Source organism: Kribbella sp. NPDC043289, from assembly GCF_056436705.1.
The window spans coordinates 820,253-834,886 of record NZ_JBWKCB010000002.1 but is presented as its reverse complement, the minus strand read 5'-3'; the positions used below and the strand labels follow the sequence as shown (position 1 = coordinate 834,886).

Sequence of the window (14,634 nt, the reverse complement as noted above, 5' to 3'; positions counted from 1 at the left end):
GTTCTAGTCAGCAGTCGCCCGCCAGACCTACCACACAACAGACCTCAGAGTAACCATTCCACTACCGTGTGTCGCTACATCTTGTTGCCAACAGCACGCAACTGTCAACGTACGGGTGCCGCCGTCGCCGCCCGTACGTCGTCCTCGGTCACGCCGGGGGCCAGGTCGACGAGGGTGAAGGTGCCGTTGGCAACGTCCAGGACCGCAAGGTCGGTGATGACGCGGTGCACGACGCCGCGGCCGGTGAGCGGCAGGGTGCAGACGTCGAGGAGTTTGGAGGCGCCCTGGCGGGTTCGGTGCTCCATCAGGACCACCACGCGGCGGGCGCCGTTGACCAGGTCCATCGCGCCGCCCATGCCCTTCACCATCGCCCCGGGGACGAGCCAGTTCGCGAGGTCGCCGTACGCCGAGACCTGCATGCCGCCCAGGATCGCGACGTCGATGTGGCCGCCGCGGATCATCGCGAAACTCGTCGCGGAGTCGAAGTACGACGCGCCGTCGACGACCGTCACGGTCTGCTTCCCGGCGTCGATCAGGTCCGGGTCGACCTCGTCGTCGTACGGGAACGGCCCGACGCCGAGGACACCGTTCTCCGCCTGCAGGGTGACCGACGAGCCGGCCGGCAGGTGGTTCGGGACGAGCGTCGGCAGGCCGATGCCGAGGTTCACGTACTCGCCGTCGTTCAGCTCGCCCGCCGCTCGGGCGGCCATCTGGTCACGTGTCCAAGGCATGTCAGGCCTCCCGCGGCCGCGTCGTGCGCTTCTCGATGCTCTTCCGCGCGGCCTGCTCAGCAGTCAGCGGTACGACGCGGTGCACGAACACGCCCGGCAGATGGATCGCGTCCGGCGCGAGCTCGCCGACGTCGACGACCCGCTCGGCCTCGACGATCGTCAGCCGCCCGGCCATCGCCGCGACCGGGTTGAAGTTCCGCGCCGCCGCGTGGAAGACGCAGTTCCCGGCCCGATCGGCGGCCGCGGCGCGGACCAGCGCGACATCGGTGACGATCGCCTCTTCCAGCACCATCTCGCGGCCCTGGATCGTCCGCACCTCCTTGGGCGGCGAAGCGACCGCGACCGTCCCGTCCGGCGCGTACCGCCACGGCAGACCGCCTTCGGAGACCAACGTGCCGACCCCGGTCGGGGTGAAGAACGCACCGATCCCGGCCCCGCCCGCGCGCAGCCGCTCGGCCAGCGTGCCCTGCGGGGTCAGCTCGACCGTCAATTCCCCCGCGAGGTACTGACGAGCGAACTCCTTGTTTTCCCCCACGTACGACGCGATCACCCGGCTGATCCGCCCGCGTTCGAGAAGCAGTCCGAGACCGGCGCCGTCGACACCGCAGTTGTTCGAGACGACCGTCAGGTCACCGGCGCCCTGCTCGAGCAACGCCTCGATCAGGAACCACGGGATCCCCGCCAGCCCGAAACCGCCGACCGCGAGACTGGTCCCGTCGGGGAGGTCGGCGACCGCCTCGGCCGGGGTCGCGACCACCTTGTCCACACTCATGCGTCCTCCTGAAGGTGGGCGACGACGGCCGGCGTCACCACGTCGGGGCGTTCCGCGGCGGCCAGGTGCGCGGCCTCCGGTACGACGAGAAGCTTGCCGTCAGCAACCGCGGTGGCGATCCGCTCCAGCTGCCACGGCGGGGTGGCCGGATCGTCGGCACCGGCGATCGCGAGGGTCGGTGCGGTGATCGCCGGCAGGTCGTCGAGAAGGTCCATCGCCGCGATCACCTCGCAACAGGCGGCGTACCCGGCGGGTGGGGTCGTGGCGACCATCTCCTCGGACTCCTTGCGGATCCGCGGGTTCCGGTCCAGCCAGGCGGCGGTGTACCAGCGTTCGACGACCGCCTGCGCGACTGCCGACGTACCCCGGGCGCGGACCAGGGCCGCGCGGTCGGTCCACGCGCTCGACGGGTCGAGCCGGGCGCCGGTGCAGAGGACGACGAGCCGGTCGACGCGGTCCGGGTTGCGGGCGGCCAGGCGGAGGCCGGTCATGCCGCCGAGCGAGAGGCCGACGAAGTGGGCGCGCTCGATGTCGAGGTCGTCGAGCAGCGTGATCACGTCGTCGGCGAGGTCGTCGATAGTGGAGGTCCCGGGCGGAACCGGTGAGCGGCCGTGCCCGCGGGTGTCGAAGCGGACGACCCGGCAGTGGCGTTCCCACTCGGCGAGATTCGCGTCCCACATCTCCCACGTGGAACCGAGCGAGTTCGCCAGTACGACGGTTGGCGCGTCGGGCCGGCCGCTGACGGTGTGGGCGACCTTCATCGGACGACCTCTCTCATCGGTCTGCCTCTCATCGGACGGCCTCGAAGATCGCGGCGATGCCCTGGCCCCCGCCGATGCAGAGCGTTTCGAGCGCGTAGCGACCGTTGCGGCGGTGCAGTTCGCGGGACAGCGTGGCGAGGATCCGGGCACCCGTGGCGCCGACGGGGTGGCCCAAGGAGATACCGGAGCCGTTCGGGTTCAGGCGGTCGTCGGTCGGGTCGACCTTCCACTCCCGCAGGCAGGCGAGAACCTGCGCGGCGAAGGCCTCGTTGAGTTCGATCAGGTCGAGCTCGTCGAGGGTCAGGCCGGCGCGATCGAGAGCCGCCGCGGCGGCCGGGACCGGGCCGATGCTCATCACCTCGGGACCTACGCCGGCGACTGCCCAGGATCGGAGCGCCACGAGCGGGCGGAGGCCACGCCGCTCGGCCTCGTCGCGGGTCGTGACGACACAGACCGCCGCGCCGTCGTTCTGACCGCTCGCGTTGCCTGCCGTGACGGTGGCGCCGGGGTCGCTCTTCAGCATCACCGGACGGAGCGCGGCGAGGCCCTCGAGGGACGTATCGGGCCGCGGGTGCTCGTCGGCGTCGACCAGCGTCGTCGTACCGCGGCGGCCCGGCACCTCCACCGGGACCAGCTCGTCGGCGAAACGCCCTTCGGCCTGCGCGGCGACGGCCCGCTGGTGCGAGCGGAGCGCGAACTCGTCCTGCTCCTCGCGAGAGACGCCGTACTCACGGCGGACGTTCTCAGCGGTCTCCAGCATGCCGCCGGGGACCGGGTGGTACTTCCCGCCGGCCGTCTCGCGGGCGCGGATCAGGCGGTCGTTCAGCTCCACGTTGCCGCGGACGCCGGTGCGCAGACCGAGTGCGTAGTGCTCCACCTGCGACATCGATTCGGTGCCCCCGGCAACCACCACGCTCGCGGCGCCGGTGGCGACCATGCCGGCCGCGTACAACACGGCCTGCAGACCCGAGCCGCAGCGCCGATCCACCTGCACACCCGGTACGCCGACGCCCAGGCCCGCGTCGAGTGCGGCGATCCGGCCGATCGCCGGCGCCTCGCCGTTCGGGTAGCACTGGCCGAGGATCACGTCGTCGACAGCACCTTCGCCCAGACCGGTCCGGCGTACCAGCTCGGTGAGCGCCGCGGTGGCGAGGTCGGCCGCGGACAGCCCGGCGAGCGCGCCGCCGAAGCGGCCCACCGGAGTACGGATCGGTTCACAGATCACGACGTCGCTCATGCCCTCGACGGTAGGCCGCCGGGACCGATATGGAGAAATACTCATTTACGCTCGATCGAGACTCTGTCAATATCAATCCCGTGGAGCTACGCCATCTGCGGTACTTCGTCGCCGTCGCCGAGGAACGTCACTTCGGGCGCGCGGCGGCCCGCCTGCACATGGCCCAGCCGCCGTTGTCGCAGCAGATCCGCCAACTCGAGAGCGAGCTCGGCCTGCAACTCCTCCGCCGTACTACGCGACGGGTCGAACTCACGCCCGCCGGCGAGGCGTACCTGGTGCGCGCCCGGCAGATCATCGCGGCGGTGTCATCGGCCGCGGGAGAGGCGCAGCGAGTCGCGGCGGGACTGCAGGGCCGGTTGGTGATCGGGTGCGTCGGGTCAGCGACGTACAGCCTGTTGCCGCAGCTGGTGCGGACGTTGCGCGAGGAGTTGCCGGACGTCGAGGTGGCGGTTCAGGGCGAGATGCTCGCGCCCGATCAGGTCCGGGCGCTGGTGGACGGGCGGATCGATCTCGGCCTGCTGCGACCACCCGTCGAGGACGAGTCCCTGAGGGTCGAGGTACTGCGGGCCGACCAGCTGATCGTGGCGGTTCCCGACGGGCATCGGCTGGCCGGGCGGCGCCGGGTGCGGCTGGTCGATCTGGCCGACGAGGACTTCGTGATCCACGCCGGCGGCGGGCGATCGGTGATGCACGACACGGTGCTGGCGCGCTGCCGGGAGGCCGGGTTCGAGCCGCGGGTGCGGCACGAGGTGGCCGAGACTTCGACACTGGTGACCTTCGTGGCGGCCGGGCTCGGGATCGCCGTCGTACCGGCACCGGTGGCGGAGCTGATGGTCCCCGGAGTCGCCTACCGAGCGCTCGGCGGGCAGGCGGCAGTGGAGTTGGCCGCAGCGACGCGGGTGGACGACGAGGCGCCACACCTACAGCGGGCGCTGGCCCTCCTGACCGGGTTGGTTCAGTAGAACCCGTCGCGGGCCTGGGCATCGAGCCGACGGGTGCCGCCGAGTAACCGGAGGTCATCCGAGATTGCCGCAGCGGCGTCGCGCATCAGCGGGATGACCTTCTCGACGATCTGTTCCTCAGTACGCCGCCCGACCGTCGTCGAGTAGGCGAGCGCCGCGAGGACCCTGCCGTCCGGCGTACGCACAGGCACGGCGGCGGACAGCAGGCCGTCCTCGAGTTCGGACTCGACGACGGCGTACCCGTCCTGCCGGACCTGGTGCAGCACGTCGCGAAACGCGGTCGGGTCGGTGACCGTACGCCGCGCCAGCCGCGGCAGCCCGGCCGCGATCACGGCTTCGACCACCGACGCGTCCGCCCACGCGGTCAGCACCCGCCCCATCGATGTCGCGTGCGCCGGTACCCGGCTGCCCACGTCGATCGCGACGGCCATCACGCGGCGGACCTGGACGCGGGCGACGTACACGACGTCGGTCCCGTCGAGTTGTGCGAGGGACGCCGACTCCTGGGTCTCCTCGGCGAGCCGGAGCAGGTGCGGCTGCGCAGTCTCCACGAAGCTGTGCGTGGCCGCGTAGTGCTGACCGATCGTCAGCACGCGAGGCGTCAGCGTCCACCGGGAGCCCTGCGCGGCGACGTACCCCAGACGCTGCAAGGTCAGCAGGATCCGCCGGACCGCGGGCCGCGACAGCCCGGTCGCGGCGGCGACCTCCGCGAGCGTCGGTGTCGGCCGGTCCGCGTCGAACGCGAGCAGTACGGCGAATCCGCGCTCGATGCTCTGGATGTAGTCGCGCTCGCTCCCCTCCCCACTCATGGCGGCCATCCTTCCACGAAAAGTTGTTGAGCCCTTGACAGTCGCGCGTCAGGACTCCAAGGTCTTGTCGTACGCCAAGCGTACGGCTTGTACGCAGAGCGTACATCGAGGAGGAACGCTGATGGACTCCCGAGAACTCCGCACCGCATTCGGTCAGTTCGCCACCGGCGTCACCGTGGTGACCTGCACCAGCGACGAAGGCCTTCCGCACGGCGCCACCGTGAACGCGTTCACCGCCGTGTCGCTCGAGCCCGCGCTCGCGCAGGTCACACTCACCCGCACGTCGAAGGCGTGCCAGTACCTCGACGGCAAGCCGTTCGCGATCAACGTGCTCGCCGACGACCAGCTCGACGTCGCCTGGCACTTCGCCGGACGGCCCAGCCAACTGCCAGGCCGCACCCCCGGCTGGGTCGACGGTCCCACCGCTCCGCTGCTCGACGGCGCGGCCACGACGATCTCGTGCCGGCCGTGGCGGACGTACGACGGCGGCGACCACCTGATCGTGATCGGTGAGGTGCACGCGGTCGAGATCACCGCCCGGGACCCGCTGCTGTTCCACGGCGGCCGGTTCCGCTACCTCGGTCCGGTCGAGACCCACTGGTCCGGCTCCATCGACTGCCCGAACAGCGGCTGGTTCGACGCCAGCGCCGTCTTCACGCCGCTTTCCCTTGTCTGAAAGGACTTCTCATGACCACGACTGTCGAGCAGGAAACCACCACCAAGCGCCCGATGAACGGAGCGGAGTACCTGGACTCGATCCGCGACGACCGCGAGATCTGGATCTACGGCGAACGCGTCAAGGACGTCACCGAGCACCCCGCGTTCCGGAACCCGGCCCGGATGACCGCCCGGCTGTACGACGCCCTGCACGACCCGGCGACCAAGGACGAGATCACCGTCCCGACCGACACCGGCAACGGCGGCTACACGCACCCGTTCTTCCGCACCCCGCACAGCTCGGCCGACCTGCAGAAGGACCGGGTCGCGATCGAGCACTGGGCCCGGCAGACCTGGGGCTGGATGGGCCGCAGCCCCGACTACAAGGCCAGCTTCCTCGGCACGCTCGGCGGCAACACCGACTTCTACCAACCGTACGAGGAGAACGCGAAGCGCTGGTACAAGGAGTCCCAGGAGAAGGTCCTGTACTGGAACCACGCGATCATCAACCCGCCGGTCGACCGCAACCTGCCGCCGGACGAGGCCGGGGACATCTTCATGCGGGTCGAGAAGGAGACCGACGCCGGCGTGATCGTGTCCGGCGCGAAGGTGGTGGCGACCGGTTCGGCGATCACCAACTACAACTTCATCGCGCACTACGGCCTGCCGATCAAGAAGAAGGAGTACGCGCTGATCTGCACGGTCCCGATGAGCTCCCCTGGTGTGAAGCTCATCTGCCGGCCGTCGTACACCATGCAGGCCGACGTGATGGGCAGCCCGTTCGACTACCCGCTGTCCAGCCGGATGGACGAGAACGACACCATCTTCGTCTTCGACAAGGTGCTGGTCCCGTGGGAGAACATCTTCCTGTACGGCGATGTCGACAAGATCAACGGCTTCTTCCCGCAGTCCGGGTTCATCCCGCGGTTCACCTTCCACGGCTGCATCCGGTTGTCGGTGAAGCTCGACTTCATCGCCGGACTGTTGCTCAAGGCCCTCGAATGCACGGGCAGCAAGGACTTCCGCGGCGTCCAGACCCGCGTCGGTGAGGTGATCGGCTGGCGGAACCTGTTCCGCTGCATGGCCGACGCGATGGCACTCAACCCCGACCCGGGCCCGAACGGAACGGTGCTGCCGAAGCTCGACTACGGCCTGATCTACCGCCAGTTCATGATCACCGGGTACCCGCGGGTGAAGGAGATCATCCAGCAGGACGTTGCCTCCGGCCTCATCTACCTGAACTCCAACGCGATCGACTTCAAGACTCCCGAGGTACGCCCGTACCTGGACCGCTTCGTGCGCGGGTCCAACGGGTACGACGCCGTCGAGCGCACCAAGCTGATGAAGGCGCTGTGGGACGCGGTCGGCACCGAGTTCGGCGGGCGGCACGAACTGTACGAGCGGAACTACTCCGGCAACCACGAGAACGTGAAGGCCGAGATCCTGTTCGCCGCCGAGGCGCAGGGCGAGACCGCCGCGATGAAGGGCTTCGCCGAGACGATGCTCGCCGAGTACGACCTGGACGGCTGGACCGTGCCGGACCTCGTCAACCCCACCGACGTCAGCCGGATCCTGAACCGCTGAAGGAGCCACGTCATGACCACTGTTCACCATTCCCCGACCGCGGCCGGCTCCGGCGCCAACGCGAGTGAGAACTTCAAGGCCAAGCAACTGGCCGACGCCGGCACCTCGCCCGAACGGGTCAGTGAGGTCGTCACCGCCGTCCTGGAGGGCGTGCACGCCGCGATCAAGGACCACCAGGTCACGTATCCCGAGTTCCAGGCGGCGAAGGCCTGGCTGATGGCGGTCGGCGACGGTGGTGAGTGGCCGCTGTTCATGGACGTGTTCGTCGAGCACGTCGTGGAGGAGGTCGCGGCCTCGTCGCAGCGCGGCACGCTTGGCACGATCGAAGGTCCTTACTACCTTGGCTCGCAAGGCCGTCTGCCCGCCGAATGCGAGCTCCCGCACCGCGCGGACGAGCAGGGTACGCCGCTGGTGTTCAGCGGTCAGGTCCGCGATCTCGACGGTGCGGCGCTGGCCGGGGCCGAGGTCGACATCTGGCATGCCGATGCCGACGGCTACTACTCGGGCTTCGCGCCGGACATCCCGGACGGCAACCTGCGCGGCGTCGTGGTGACCGACGCGGAGGGGCGGTTCGCGATCCGGACGGTGCAGCCGGCGCCGTACCAGATCCCCACCGACGGACCGACCGGCAAGCTGATCGAGGCGGCCGGGTGGCACCCGTGGCGGCCGGCCCACCTGCACCTGATGGTGCGGGCCGACGGCCACCGTACGATCACCACACAGCTCTACTTCGCCGGCGGCGAGTGGCTCGACTCCGACGTCGCCGAGGCCACCAAGCCTGAGCTCGTCCTTGATCCGGTCGACGACGGTTCGGGTGTCCGGCGGGCGACGTACGACTTCGAGCTCGAACCGTCCCGAACCGACAAGGATCAGTGATGCTCTTCCACGTCCGTATGGATGTCCACCTGCCGCCCGACCTGGATCCCGACGTCCGCGCCGAGCTGGTGGGCCGCGAACGCGAGCGGGCGATCGAGCTGCAGAACTCCGGCGTCTGGCCGGAACTGTGGCGGATCGTCGGCGAGTACGCGAACTTCAGCATCTTCGACGTCGCGTCGAACGACGAGCTGCACGACCTGCTGTCGAGCCTGCCGCTGTTCCCGTACATGACGATCCAGGTCACCCCGTTGGCGAAGCACCCGTCGAAGATCTGAGGGTCAGTTCGACCTCGTTGTGGCGCAGGGTGAGGTGGCCGCCGGCGGCCTCGGCACACCGGCGGGCGATGTCCAGCCCGAGGCCGGTCGAGCCGCGGTCGCTGCGGCCGCGCTCGCCCGCGCCCAACGGGATCCCGGGACCCTCGTCGGCGACCACGATCCGTACGCCGGAATCCGTTGGCGCGACCGTGATGCGCGCCGGAGTCCCGTCCGGGGTGTGCGCGACGACGTTCTCGACCAGCGCGTCGAGCGCCGCCCCCAGATCTTCGGCAGACGACCGCACCAACGCTGGAACGTCCGGGAGGTCGAGTGTCAGTTCGCGGCCTTGGTCCTCGAACAGCGGTTCCCAGAACGCCGCCCGCCGGCGCGTCACGTCGACGGCGTCGCAATGCGGCACCCGGCCCTCGCGCTGCGGTCGACGGGCCGCGCTGATCACCGCGGTCAACGTCCGCTCCAGAGCAGTGACCTGGGTGTTCAGCTCCTCGGCGCTCTCCCGGTCCGGCAGCGCCTCGACCTGCAGCCGGAGCGCGGTCAACGGCGTCCGCAACCGGTGCGACAGATCCGCGACCGCCTCGCGCTCGACTGCGATCACCTCGTCGATGCGGTCCGCGAGCCCGTTCAACGCGGCGCCGACCTTCGCCACCTCAGCCGGGCCGGTGGTCGGGGCGCGGGCGTCCATGTCGCCCTGGGCCAGCCGTTCCGCTGTTCCCGCGGTCTCCTCCAGCGGCCGCGCCAACCGTCGCGACACCAGCTCCGCGCCGACGATGCTGAGCAGCAGGACGAGCAGACTCGCGCCGATGAGGATCAGTAGCCGCGGCACCAGACCCTCGTACAGCTCGGCGTTCGTCAGGTAGAGACAGACGGACGCGGGGCCTTGCGGCGTACCGACTCCGACGTCGACCGCGAGACCGTCGTCGACGCTGCGGTAGTCCGCGTCGCCGACCTTCGGCGGGCCCTTCTGGTCCTTGTCGCCGTCGCCGTCTCCGTTTCCGGCCGGCACGTCCGTCGGCGTCGGCACCCCGCCGGGCGGCGGGTTTCCGAGAGTCGTTCCGTCGGGCATCCGCACCGAGATCTGCCCCGGCCCGTCCGGCAGCCCATCGAGGTACGCCGTGATGTCGTCGGCCGTGTGGTCCTGGTCGCCGACGTAGTACGCCACCGACTCGGCCAGGTACCGCGCCTTGTCCTTCGACTCGTTGGCAGTCGTCGTGCGCAGCAACAGCACCAGCGGTACGGCGAACGCGAGCACCACCAGCGTGGTCATGCCGACCGAGAGGAACAGGATCCTGCGGCGCATACTCAGCCGTCCGCCTCGGCGAGCTTGATCCCGACACCACGCACGCTGTGCAGGAAACGCGGTTCCGCCGCAGTTTCCCCCAGTTTCCGGCGCAGCCACGACAGGTGGACGTCGACGGTCCGGTCGCCGCCACCCCACGGCAGCCCCCAGACCTCCGCGAGCAACTCCCGCTTGGTCACCACGGCCCCCGGGCGCCGCGACAACGCGAACAGCAGATCGAACTCCTTCCGGGTCAGATCCACCGGCGCCCCATCGACCGTCACCTCGCGGCTGCGCGGATCGATCCGCAGGCCACCGATCTGCACGGTCGACTCCGCCTGCGGGTCCTGCCCGAGCCGCCGCAGTACGGCACGGATCCGGGCATCCATCTGGGCCGCGCTGAACGGTTTGATCACGTAGTCGTCCGCGCCGGCATCCAGGAGCCGTACGACGCTCGCGTCGTCGTCGCGGGCCGTTGCCACAATCACCGGCACGTCACTCACGGCGCGCACCATCGCGAGCACGTCGCGACCGTCGAGGTCCGGGAGCCCGAGATCCAGCAGCAGTACCTCGGGTTTCTCGCGCGCCACCGCGGCGACCCCGTCCGCACCGGCGGCCACCGCCGAGACGACATGCCCGGCCGCCGTCAGAGACTTCCCCAACGACGCCCGAATCGCATCATCGTCCTCGATCAGCAACACCCGCGCCATGCCCCGAGCGTATCCGCCCCACCCTCAACCCCAGCTCAAGCCGCAGTTAAGCCCCGGGTGAGCCTTCGTGGAAACCTTTGGCCACCAGACGGTCCTTTCTTTCCACAAAGCGGGCTCCCGGTCGGGTGGTTCAGGGCGGGGGTGGTTTGAGGCCGGTGGTGCGGAGTTCGAGGGTGGCGAGTTCGGTGATGACCGTGCGGTCGCCTTCGCGCCAGGCGGCGACCGGGTCGTCGGAGATCCGCGCGAGTTTGTGCATCGGCTGGTTCGCCATCGCCCGCAGCGCGAACAGATCCAGATCCGCCGCACTGTCGATGAACTTCTGCGCCGCGCTCGCCCGCCGCGCGAACCGGATCCGCCGCGGCAGCCAGATCAGTACCGCGAACAGCACCGGCAGCGCGATCGTCACCCCCGCCAACAGATACGCGAGCTGCTCGACCGCATGCGCCTGATCCCGCCCCGCCTGCGCCAACTTCCCCGCCGCGCCCGCAGCCCCGTCGATCGGCGCCCGCAACTGGTCCCCCACCGCCGGCACCTTCCCGATCGGCTCCGACATCCGCCGCAGATCCCCCGCCAACCCGTCCCCAGCCTCAGCCGCCTTCCGCCCCGGCGTCCCCAACGCATTCGTGACCCGGTACACGAGCAGCCCAAGCTCAACACATAGCCAGACCCACCCCACCAATACCAGATCCCCCACCACCTGCCCAACCCGCTGCACCCCCACATCGGAGTAGAGCTTCACCACACCCGCCCTTCCCTGACCCCGACTCGTCGGCCGCGACACTAGCGCGCCGGCCACCACACCAGCAGCCCAACCAGCCCGCCGGCCCGAAGACATGTACCCGCCCGCCACGGGCGGCACGCACCCGAGAAGGCAGCCGATAACAACTGCGGGCGAACGCACCTGGCGCCGGCGACAGAGCCACCCGTGGTCGTCGCACCACCATCCGTCCCGCCGGTCACATCCACCCGGAGCACCTCACCTCCGAGGGGTGCCGGCGAAGTACGCGCGGGTGAGAGGAGAACTACAAACTGCTGCGGAGGTTCCAGAGGAGGGGGTAGTAGCGGAGGTCCAGGCGGCTGCGGAGGTAGTTGGCGCCGGAGGAGCCGCCGGTGCCGGGTTTGGTGCCGATCATGCGTTCGACCATGACGACGTGGCGGGCGCGCCAGGCGGCGGCGAGTTCGTCGTGCTGGAGGAGGGCTTCGGCGAGTTCCCAGATGGCGGCGTACTGCGAGCGGTTGCCGGCGATCTTGCGCAAGGCACCGCGGAGGTTGTCCTCGGTGGTGGTGTCGAAACCGCCGGCCCGTACTACTTCGACAAACGCGTCCCACAGCGTCGGTTCGTCGAGGCGGCGGCGCAGGCGCTCCTGTTCCGCCTCGGTCAGGCCGCGGAACCGGCGTACGAACGACGGGTCCTTCGCGCCGGACAGGAACTCGATCTCGCGGAACTGCACCGACTGGAACCCGGACGCCGGCGACAACCTATGCCGGAACTCCCCGAAGTCCTGCGGCGTCATCGTCTCCAGTACGTCGACCTGCTGCGTGAGCACCCGTTCGATGGTGTGCACGCGGCGCAGCAGGTGTTCGGCCAGCCAGAGCTCGCCGGACAGCATCGCGTCGCGGGACGCCGTCAGCTCGTGCAGGATCTGCTTGAACCACAGCTCGTACACCTGATGGATGGTGATGAACAGCAGTTCGTCGTGCGCCGGCGGCTCGGACTCGAGCCGCTGCTGATCGAGCAGCTCGGTCAGCCGCAGATAGCTGCCGTAGGTGAGCCGCCCGCCCTCCTCGCCGAAATGCACGTCGACCCCACCCCACTGCCCCGCCACCCCGTCACCAGTGCTCATGACACGGAGACTAACCGACCAATCCGTGACCGGTCAGCTAGTCATTCGTTGACCTAGGGGTACGCCAAGTCGAGGAGTTGCATGTCCGCCACGGTCGAGACACCGATCGTCCCGGGACCGGTGCACGGTCCCACCAGGGAAGAACCGTTGATCGAGGCGTTGCTGCTCGACGACTACCGGTCACTGGTCCACCTCGCCTATCTGATCCTCCCGCCTGCGATCAGCCGGGCGAGGCGGGTGGCCGCGGCGCACGCGGTGGTCCACCGGGCGCTCCCGCCGGGGCTCGAGCTGCCGTCCAGCCTCGTCGTGGCGTCGGACTTGCGCGTCCCGGCGACCAGGCACCGCGAGTTCATGCGGCGGCGCGTCATCCAGGAGGCGACCCGCGAGGTGGAGCGCCGGCCGGTACTGGCGCGACTCGGGAGCGTGCTCGCCCCCGCAGACGGCCTCGGATTCGACCCGTGCGCGACTCGCACCGACCGCACCGCCCTGCACCGCCGCTGCGCCCGCGGCCGCCGGGTCACCATCGCTGCCACGGTCCTGCTCACCACCGCAGTGCTCGCAGCCTTACTGCTGTCCTGACTTCCTGACGCCGTCCTGACTTCTTGACTGGGTGCAGTCCGGCCCTTACCTTCAGTGACACCGCATTCTTCCTACCGCCCCAGGGAGATCCGTGATGTCCGTTGGAATCGTTTCCAGCATTGCCCTGCTGATTGCACCGCTCGGCGCGCCCCTACCGGCGCCGGCCTCCGAGACCCCACCGGTGAACATGTCCACTCAGGCAACGATCTGCAACAAGTACTGCGACGCTCGCGACCCCGCCCTGGCCCCCAAGGACCGCACTCCGGTCTCCACCAGCTTGTTCGGGCGCACGATCACCCTGCACATCGATGACGACGACGCGATGGGCTGGGCCTCGATCGCGAACGGCAGTCCGGGCGACGAGGTCTGGCTCGACCGCTCCATGGACGGCGGCCGCACCTGGACCGCCGGCAGCCGCCTCGGCAACACCGCGATCCCGGCCGGGCAGACCGGCTGGCGCACGCAGATGTACAACGCCGACGACTGGATCAACCTCGGCGTCGGCGCTCTCCGCGCCTGCGGCAAGGCCGGCGACCGCGCCGACATCGCCTGTACGCCGTGGGCGCGACCGACCTGGAACGCCTGGGACCGCCGCACCGCGGCTGCCACCGCATTGATGCAGGACTACAACCTCAGCACCGGCCTGTTCGACACCACCGGCTGGTGGAATTCGGCCAACGCCCTCAACGCGCTGATCGACAACATCCGAGTCAGCGGCATGCACAGCTACGAGTACGCGATCGCGCGCACGTACGACCTGAACCTGAACCAGTTCGAGGGCCAGTTCCGCAACGACTACATCGACGACACCGGGTGGTGGGGTCTCGCGTGGGTCGCGGCGTACGACCTGACCGGTGATGCGAGGTACCTGCAGACCGCGCGTGTGGACGCCGACCACATGGCGGCGTACTGGGACAACACCTGTGGCGGCGGCGTGTGGTGGAGTGAGGCGAAGACGTACAAGAACGCGATCACGAACTCGCTCTACATCCAGCTCAGCGCGCAACTGCACACCCGGATCTCAGGCGACAGCACGTACCTGCAGCGCGCGCAGGCCGGATGGACATGGTTCCAGCAGAGCGGCATGATCAACGGCTCGAACCTGGTCAACGACGGCCTCGACAAGGCCACCTGCAAGAACAACGGCCAGACCGTGTGGACGTACAACCAAGGTGTCCTCATCGGCGCGCTCACCGAGTTGTCCAAGGCAACGAACAACTCGGCGTACCTGACCACCGCGCGGCAGCTCGCCGACGCGGGGACGACGGCCGCCTCGCTGCACACCGCCGACGGCATCCTGCGCGAACCGTGCGAGAGCGGCGACTGCGGCGGTGACGGCCCGTCGTTCAAGGGCGCGTACTCGCGGGGCCTCGGGAAACTCAATGCAGCGCTTTCCGACCATCCGTACACGTCCTACCTGCAACGCCAGGCCGATCGTGCGTTCACCGCGGACCGTACGCCGATGGACCAGTACGGACTGCGGTGGTACGGACCGGTCGACAAGCTCGATGCCGCGCGTCAGCAGTCCGCGCTTGATCTGCTCAACGCGGCCCCCTGACGGCGG

At 69.5% G+C, this 14,634-nt stretch carries 16 protein-coding genes; 7 read left to right on the top strand and 9 right to left on the bottom strand.

Going from position 1 to position 14,634, the window contains the following annotated elements:
- Nucleotides 1-104: 104 nt before the first annotated feature.
- From AC0662_RS15805 to AC0662_RS15790, 4 genes are read right to left on the bottom strand one after another with little or no spacing between them, the layout of a single operon-like run.
- Nucleotides 105-731, bottom strand: coding sequence for a 3-oxoacid CoA-transferase subunit B (locus AC0662_RS15805; RefSeq protein WP_478301270.1), 627 nt, complete (start codon nucleotides 729-731; stop codon nucleotides 105-107).
- A 1-nt stretch (nucleotide 732) separates the two neighbouring features.
- The gene (locus AC0662_RS15800) at nucleotides 733-1,503 is read right to left on the bottom strand and encodes a CoA transferase subunit A (RefSeq protein ID WP_478301268.1); all 771 of its coding nucleotides are present in this window, start codon (nucleotides 1,501-1,503) and stop codon (nucleotides 733-735) included.
- Nucleotides 1,500-2,264, bottom strand: a complete 765-nt coding sequence (gene pcaD, locus AC0662_RS15795) for a 3-oxoadipate enol-lactonase (protein ID WP_478301266.1) — start codon at nucleotides 2,262-2,264, stop codon at nucleotides 1,500-1,502. Before pcaD ends, AC0662_RS15800 begins: the two co-directional genes overlap by 4 nt.
- A gap of 28 nt (nucleotides 2,265-2,292) precedes the next feature.
- Nucleotides 2,293-3,501 carry an acetyl-CoA C-acetyltransferase gene (locus tag AC0662_RS15790; protein ID WP_478301264.1) on the bottom strand — a complete coding sequence of 403 codons (1,209 nt, stop codon included), beginning with the start codon at nucleotides 3,499-3,501 and terminating at the stop codon, nucleotides 2,293-2,295.
- A gap of 80 nt (nucleotides 3,502-3,581) precedes the next feature.
- Between AC0662_RS15790 and AC0662_RS15785 the strand changes: the two genes are divergently transcribed.
- On the top strand, nucleotides 3,582-4,463 hold the full coding sequence (locus tag AC0662_RS15785) for a LysR family transcriptional regulator (protein ID WP_478301262.1): 882 nt from the start codon (nucleotides 3,582-3,584) through the stop codon (nucleotides 4,461-4,463).
- On the opposite strand, the gene AC0662_RS15780 is transcribed toward AC0662_RS15785, so the two are convergent.
- A complete protein-coding gene (locus tag AC0662_RS15780; protein WP_478301259.1) occupies nucleotides 4,457-5,272 on the bottom strand; it encodes an IclR family transcriptional regulator domain-containing protein in 816 nt (271 codons plus the stop codon). The two genes, AC0662_RS15785 and AC0662_RS15780, sit on opposite strands and share 7 nt — an antisense overlap.
- A gap of 121 nt (nucleotides 5,273-5,393) precedes the next feature.
- Here AC0662_RS15780 and AC0662_RS15775 point away from each other — a divergent pair, with 121 nt between their 5' ends.
- From AC0662_RS15775 to catC, 4 genes are read left to right on the top strand one after another with little or no spacing between them, the layout of a single operon-like run.
- Nucleotides 5,394-5,948 carry a flavin reductase family protein gene (locus AC0662_RS15775; protein WP_452203910.1) on the top strand — a complete coding sequence of 185 codons (555 nt, stop codon included), beginning with the start codon at nucleotides 5,394-5,396 and terminating at the stop codon, nucleotides 5,946-5,948.
- An 11-nt stretch (nucleotides 5,949-5,959) separates the two neighbouring features.
- Nucleotides 5,960-7,513: a 4-hydroxyphenylacetate 3-hydroxylase family protein gene (locus AC0662_RS15770; protein WP_478301257.1), complete on the top strand. Its 1,554-nt coding sequence runs from the start codon at nucleotides 5,960-5,962 to the stop codon at nucleotides 7,511-7,513.
- A gap of 12 nt (nucleotides 7,514-7,525) precedes the next feature.
- The gene (gene catA, locus AC0662_RS15765) at nucleotides 7,526-8,389 is read left to right on the top strand and encodes a catechol 1,2-dioxygenase (RefSeq protein WP_478301255.1); all 864 of its coding nucleotides are present in this window, start codon (nucleotides 7,526-7,528) and stop codon (nucleotides 8,387-8,389) included.
- Nucleotides 8,389-8,664, top strand: coding sequence for a muconolactone Delta-isomerase (catC, locus tag AC0662_RS15760; protein WP_452203907.1), 276 nt, complete (start codon nucleotides 8,389-8,391; stop codon nucleotides 8,662-8,664). The genes catA and catC overlap by 1 nt, the downstream gene beginning before the upstream one ends.
- On the opposite strand, the gene AC0662_RS15755 is transcribed toward catC, so the two are convergent.
- The 4 genes from AC0662_RS15755 to AC0662_RS15740 form a co-directional block, all read right to left on the bottom strand.
- Nucleotides 8,630-9,958, bottom strand: coding sequence for a sensor histidine kinase (locus AC0662_RS15755; RefSeq protein WP_478301252.1), 1,329 nt, complete (start codon nucleotides 9,956-9,958; stop codon nucleotides 8,630-8,632). The genes catC and AC0662_RS15755 overlap by 35 nt on opposite strands.
- Before the next feature lie 2 nt (nucleotides 9,959-9,960).
- The gene (locus tag AC0662_RS15750) at nucleotides 9,961-10,647 is read right to left on the bottom strand and encodes a response regulator transcription factor (protein ID WP_478301250.1); all 687 of its coding nucleotides are present in this window, start codon (nucleotides 10,645-10,647) and stop codon (nucleotides 9,961-9,963) included.
- 130 nt (nucleotides 10,648-10,777) lie between these two features.
- A complete protein-coding gene (locus AC0662_RS15745) occupies nucleotides 10,778-11,386 on the bottom strand; it encodes a hypothetical protein (RefSeq protein WP_478301248.1) in 609 nt (202 codons plus the stop codon).
- A 283-nt stretch (nucleotides 11,387-11,669) separates the two neighbouring features.
- Entirely contained in the window at nucleotides 11,670-12,491 is an 822-nt protein-coding gene (locus tag AC0662_RS15740; protein WP_452203903.1) for a tryptophan 2,3-dioxygenase, read from the bottom strand.
- Nucleotides 12,492-12,572: 81 nt separating this feature from the next.
- Between AC0662_RS15740 and AC0662_RS15735 the strand changes: the two genes are divergently transcribed.
- Nucleotides 12,573-13,070: a hypothetical protein gene (locus AC0662_RS15735; RefSeq protein WP_478301246.1), complete on the top strand. Its 498-nt coding sequence runs from the start codon at nucleotides 12,573-12,575 to the stop codon at nucleotides 13,068-13,070.
- A 94-nt stretch (nucleotides 13,071-13,164) separates the two neighbouring features.
- Nucleotides 13,165-14,628: a glycoside hydrolase family 76 protein gene (locus AC0662_RS15730; RefSeq protein WP_478301244.1), complete on the top strand. Its 1,464-nt coding sequence runs from the start codon at nucleotides 13,165-13,167 to the stop codon at nucleotides 14,626-14,628.
- Nucleotides 14,629-14,634 lie beyond the last annotated feature (6 nt).

Excerpts from the sequence above, each read along its gene's own strand:
- AC0662_RS15805 (WP_478301270.1), bottom strand. The coding sequence starts at position 731 with ATGCCTTGGACACGTGACCAGATGGCCGCCCGAGCGGCGGGCGAGCTG.
- AC0662_RS15800 (WP_478301268.1), bottom strand. The coding sequence starts at position 1,503 with ATGAGTGTGGACAAGGTGGTCGCGACCCCGGCCGAGGCGGTCGCCGAC.
- pcaD (WP_478301266.1), bottom strand. The coding sequence starts at position 2,264 with ATGAAGGTCGCCCACACCGTCAGCGGCCGGCCCGACGCGCCAACCGTC.
- AC0662_RS15790 (WP_478301264.1), bottom strand. The coding sequence starts at position 3,501 with ATGAGCGACGTCGTGATCTGTGAACCGATCCGTACTCCGGTGGGCCGC.
- AC0662_RS15780 (WP_478301259.1), bottom strand. The coding sequence starts at position 5,272 with ATGAGTGGGGAGGGGAGCGAGCGCGACTACATCCAGAGCATCGAGCGC.
- AC0662_RS15775 (WP_452203910.1), top strand. The coding sequence starts at position 5,394 with ATGGACTCCCGAGAACTCCGCACCGCATTCGGTCAGTTCGCCACCGGC.
- AC0662_RS15770 (WP_478301257.1), top strand. The coding sequence starts at position 5,960 with ATGACCACGACTGTCGAGCAGGAAACCACCACCAAGCGCCCGATGAAC.
- catA (WP_478301255.1), top strand. The coding sequence starts at position 7,526 with ATGACCACTGTTCACCATTCCCCGACCGCGGCCGGCTCCGGCGCCAAC.
- catC (WP_452203907.1), top strand. The coding sequence starts at position 8,389 with ATGCTCTTCCACGTCCGTATGGATGTCCACCTGCCGCCCGACCTGGAT.
- AC0662_RS15755 (WP_478301252.1), bottom strand. The coding sequence starts at position 9,958 with ATGCGCCGCAGGATCCTGTTCCTCTCGGTCGGCATGACCACGCTGGTG.
- AC0662_RS15750 (WP_478301250.1), bottom strand. The coding sequence starts at position 10,647 with ATGGCGCGGGTGTTGCTGATCGAGGACGATGATGCGATTCGGGCGTCG.
- AC0662_RS15740 (WP_452203903.1), bottom strand. The coding sequence starts at position 12,491 with ATGAGCACTGGTGACGGGGTGGCGGGGCAGTGGGGTGGGGTCGACGTG.
- AC0662_RS15735 (WP_478301246.1), top strand. The coding sequence starts at position 12,573 with ATGTCCGCCACGGTCGAGACACCGATCGTCCCGGGACCGGTGCACGGT.
- AC0662_RS15730 (WP_478301244.1), top strand. The coding sequence starts at position 13,165 with ATGTCCGTTGGAATCGTTTCCAGCATTGCCCTGCTGATTGCACCGCTC.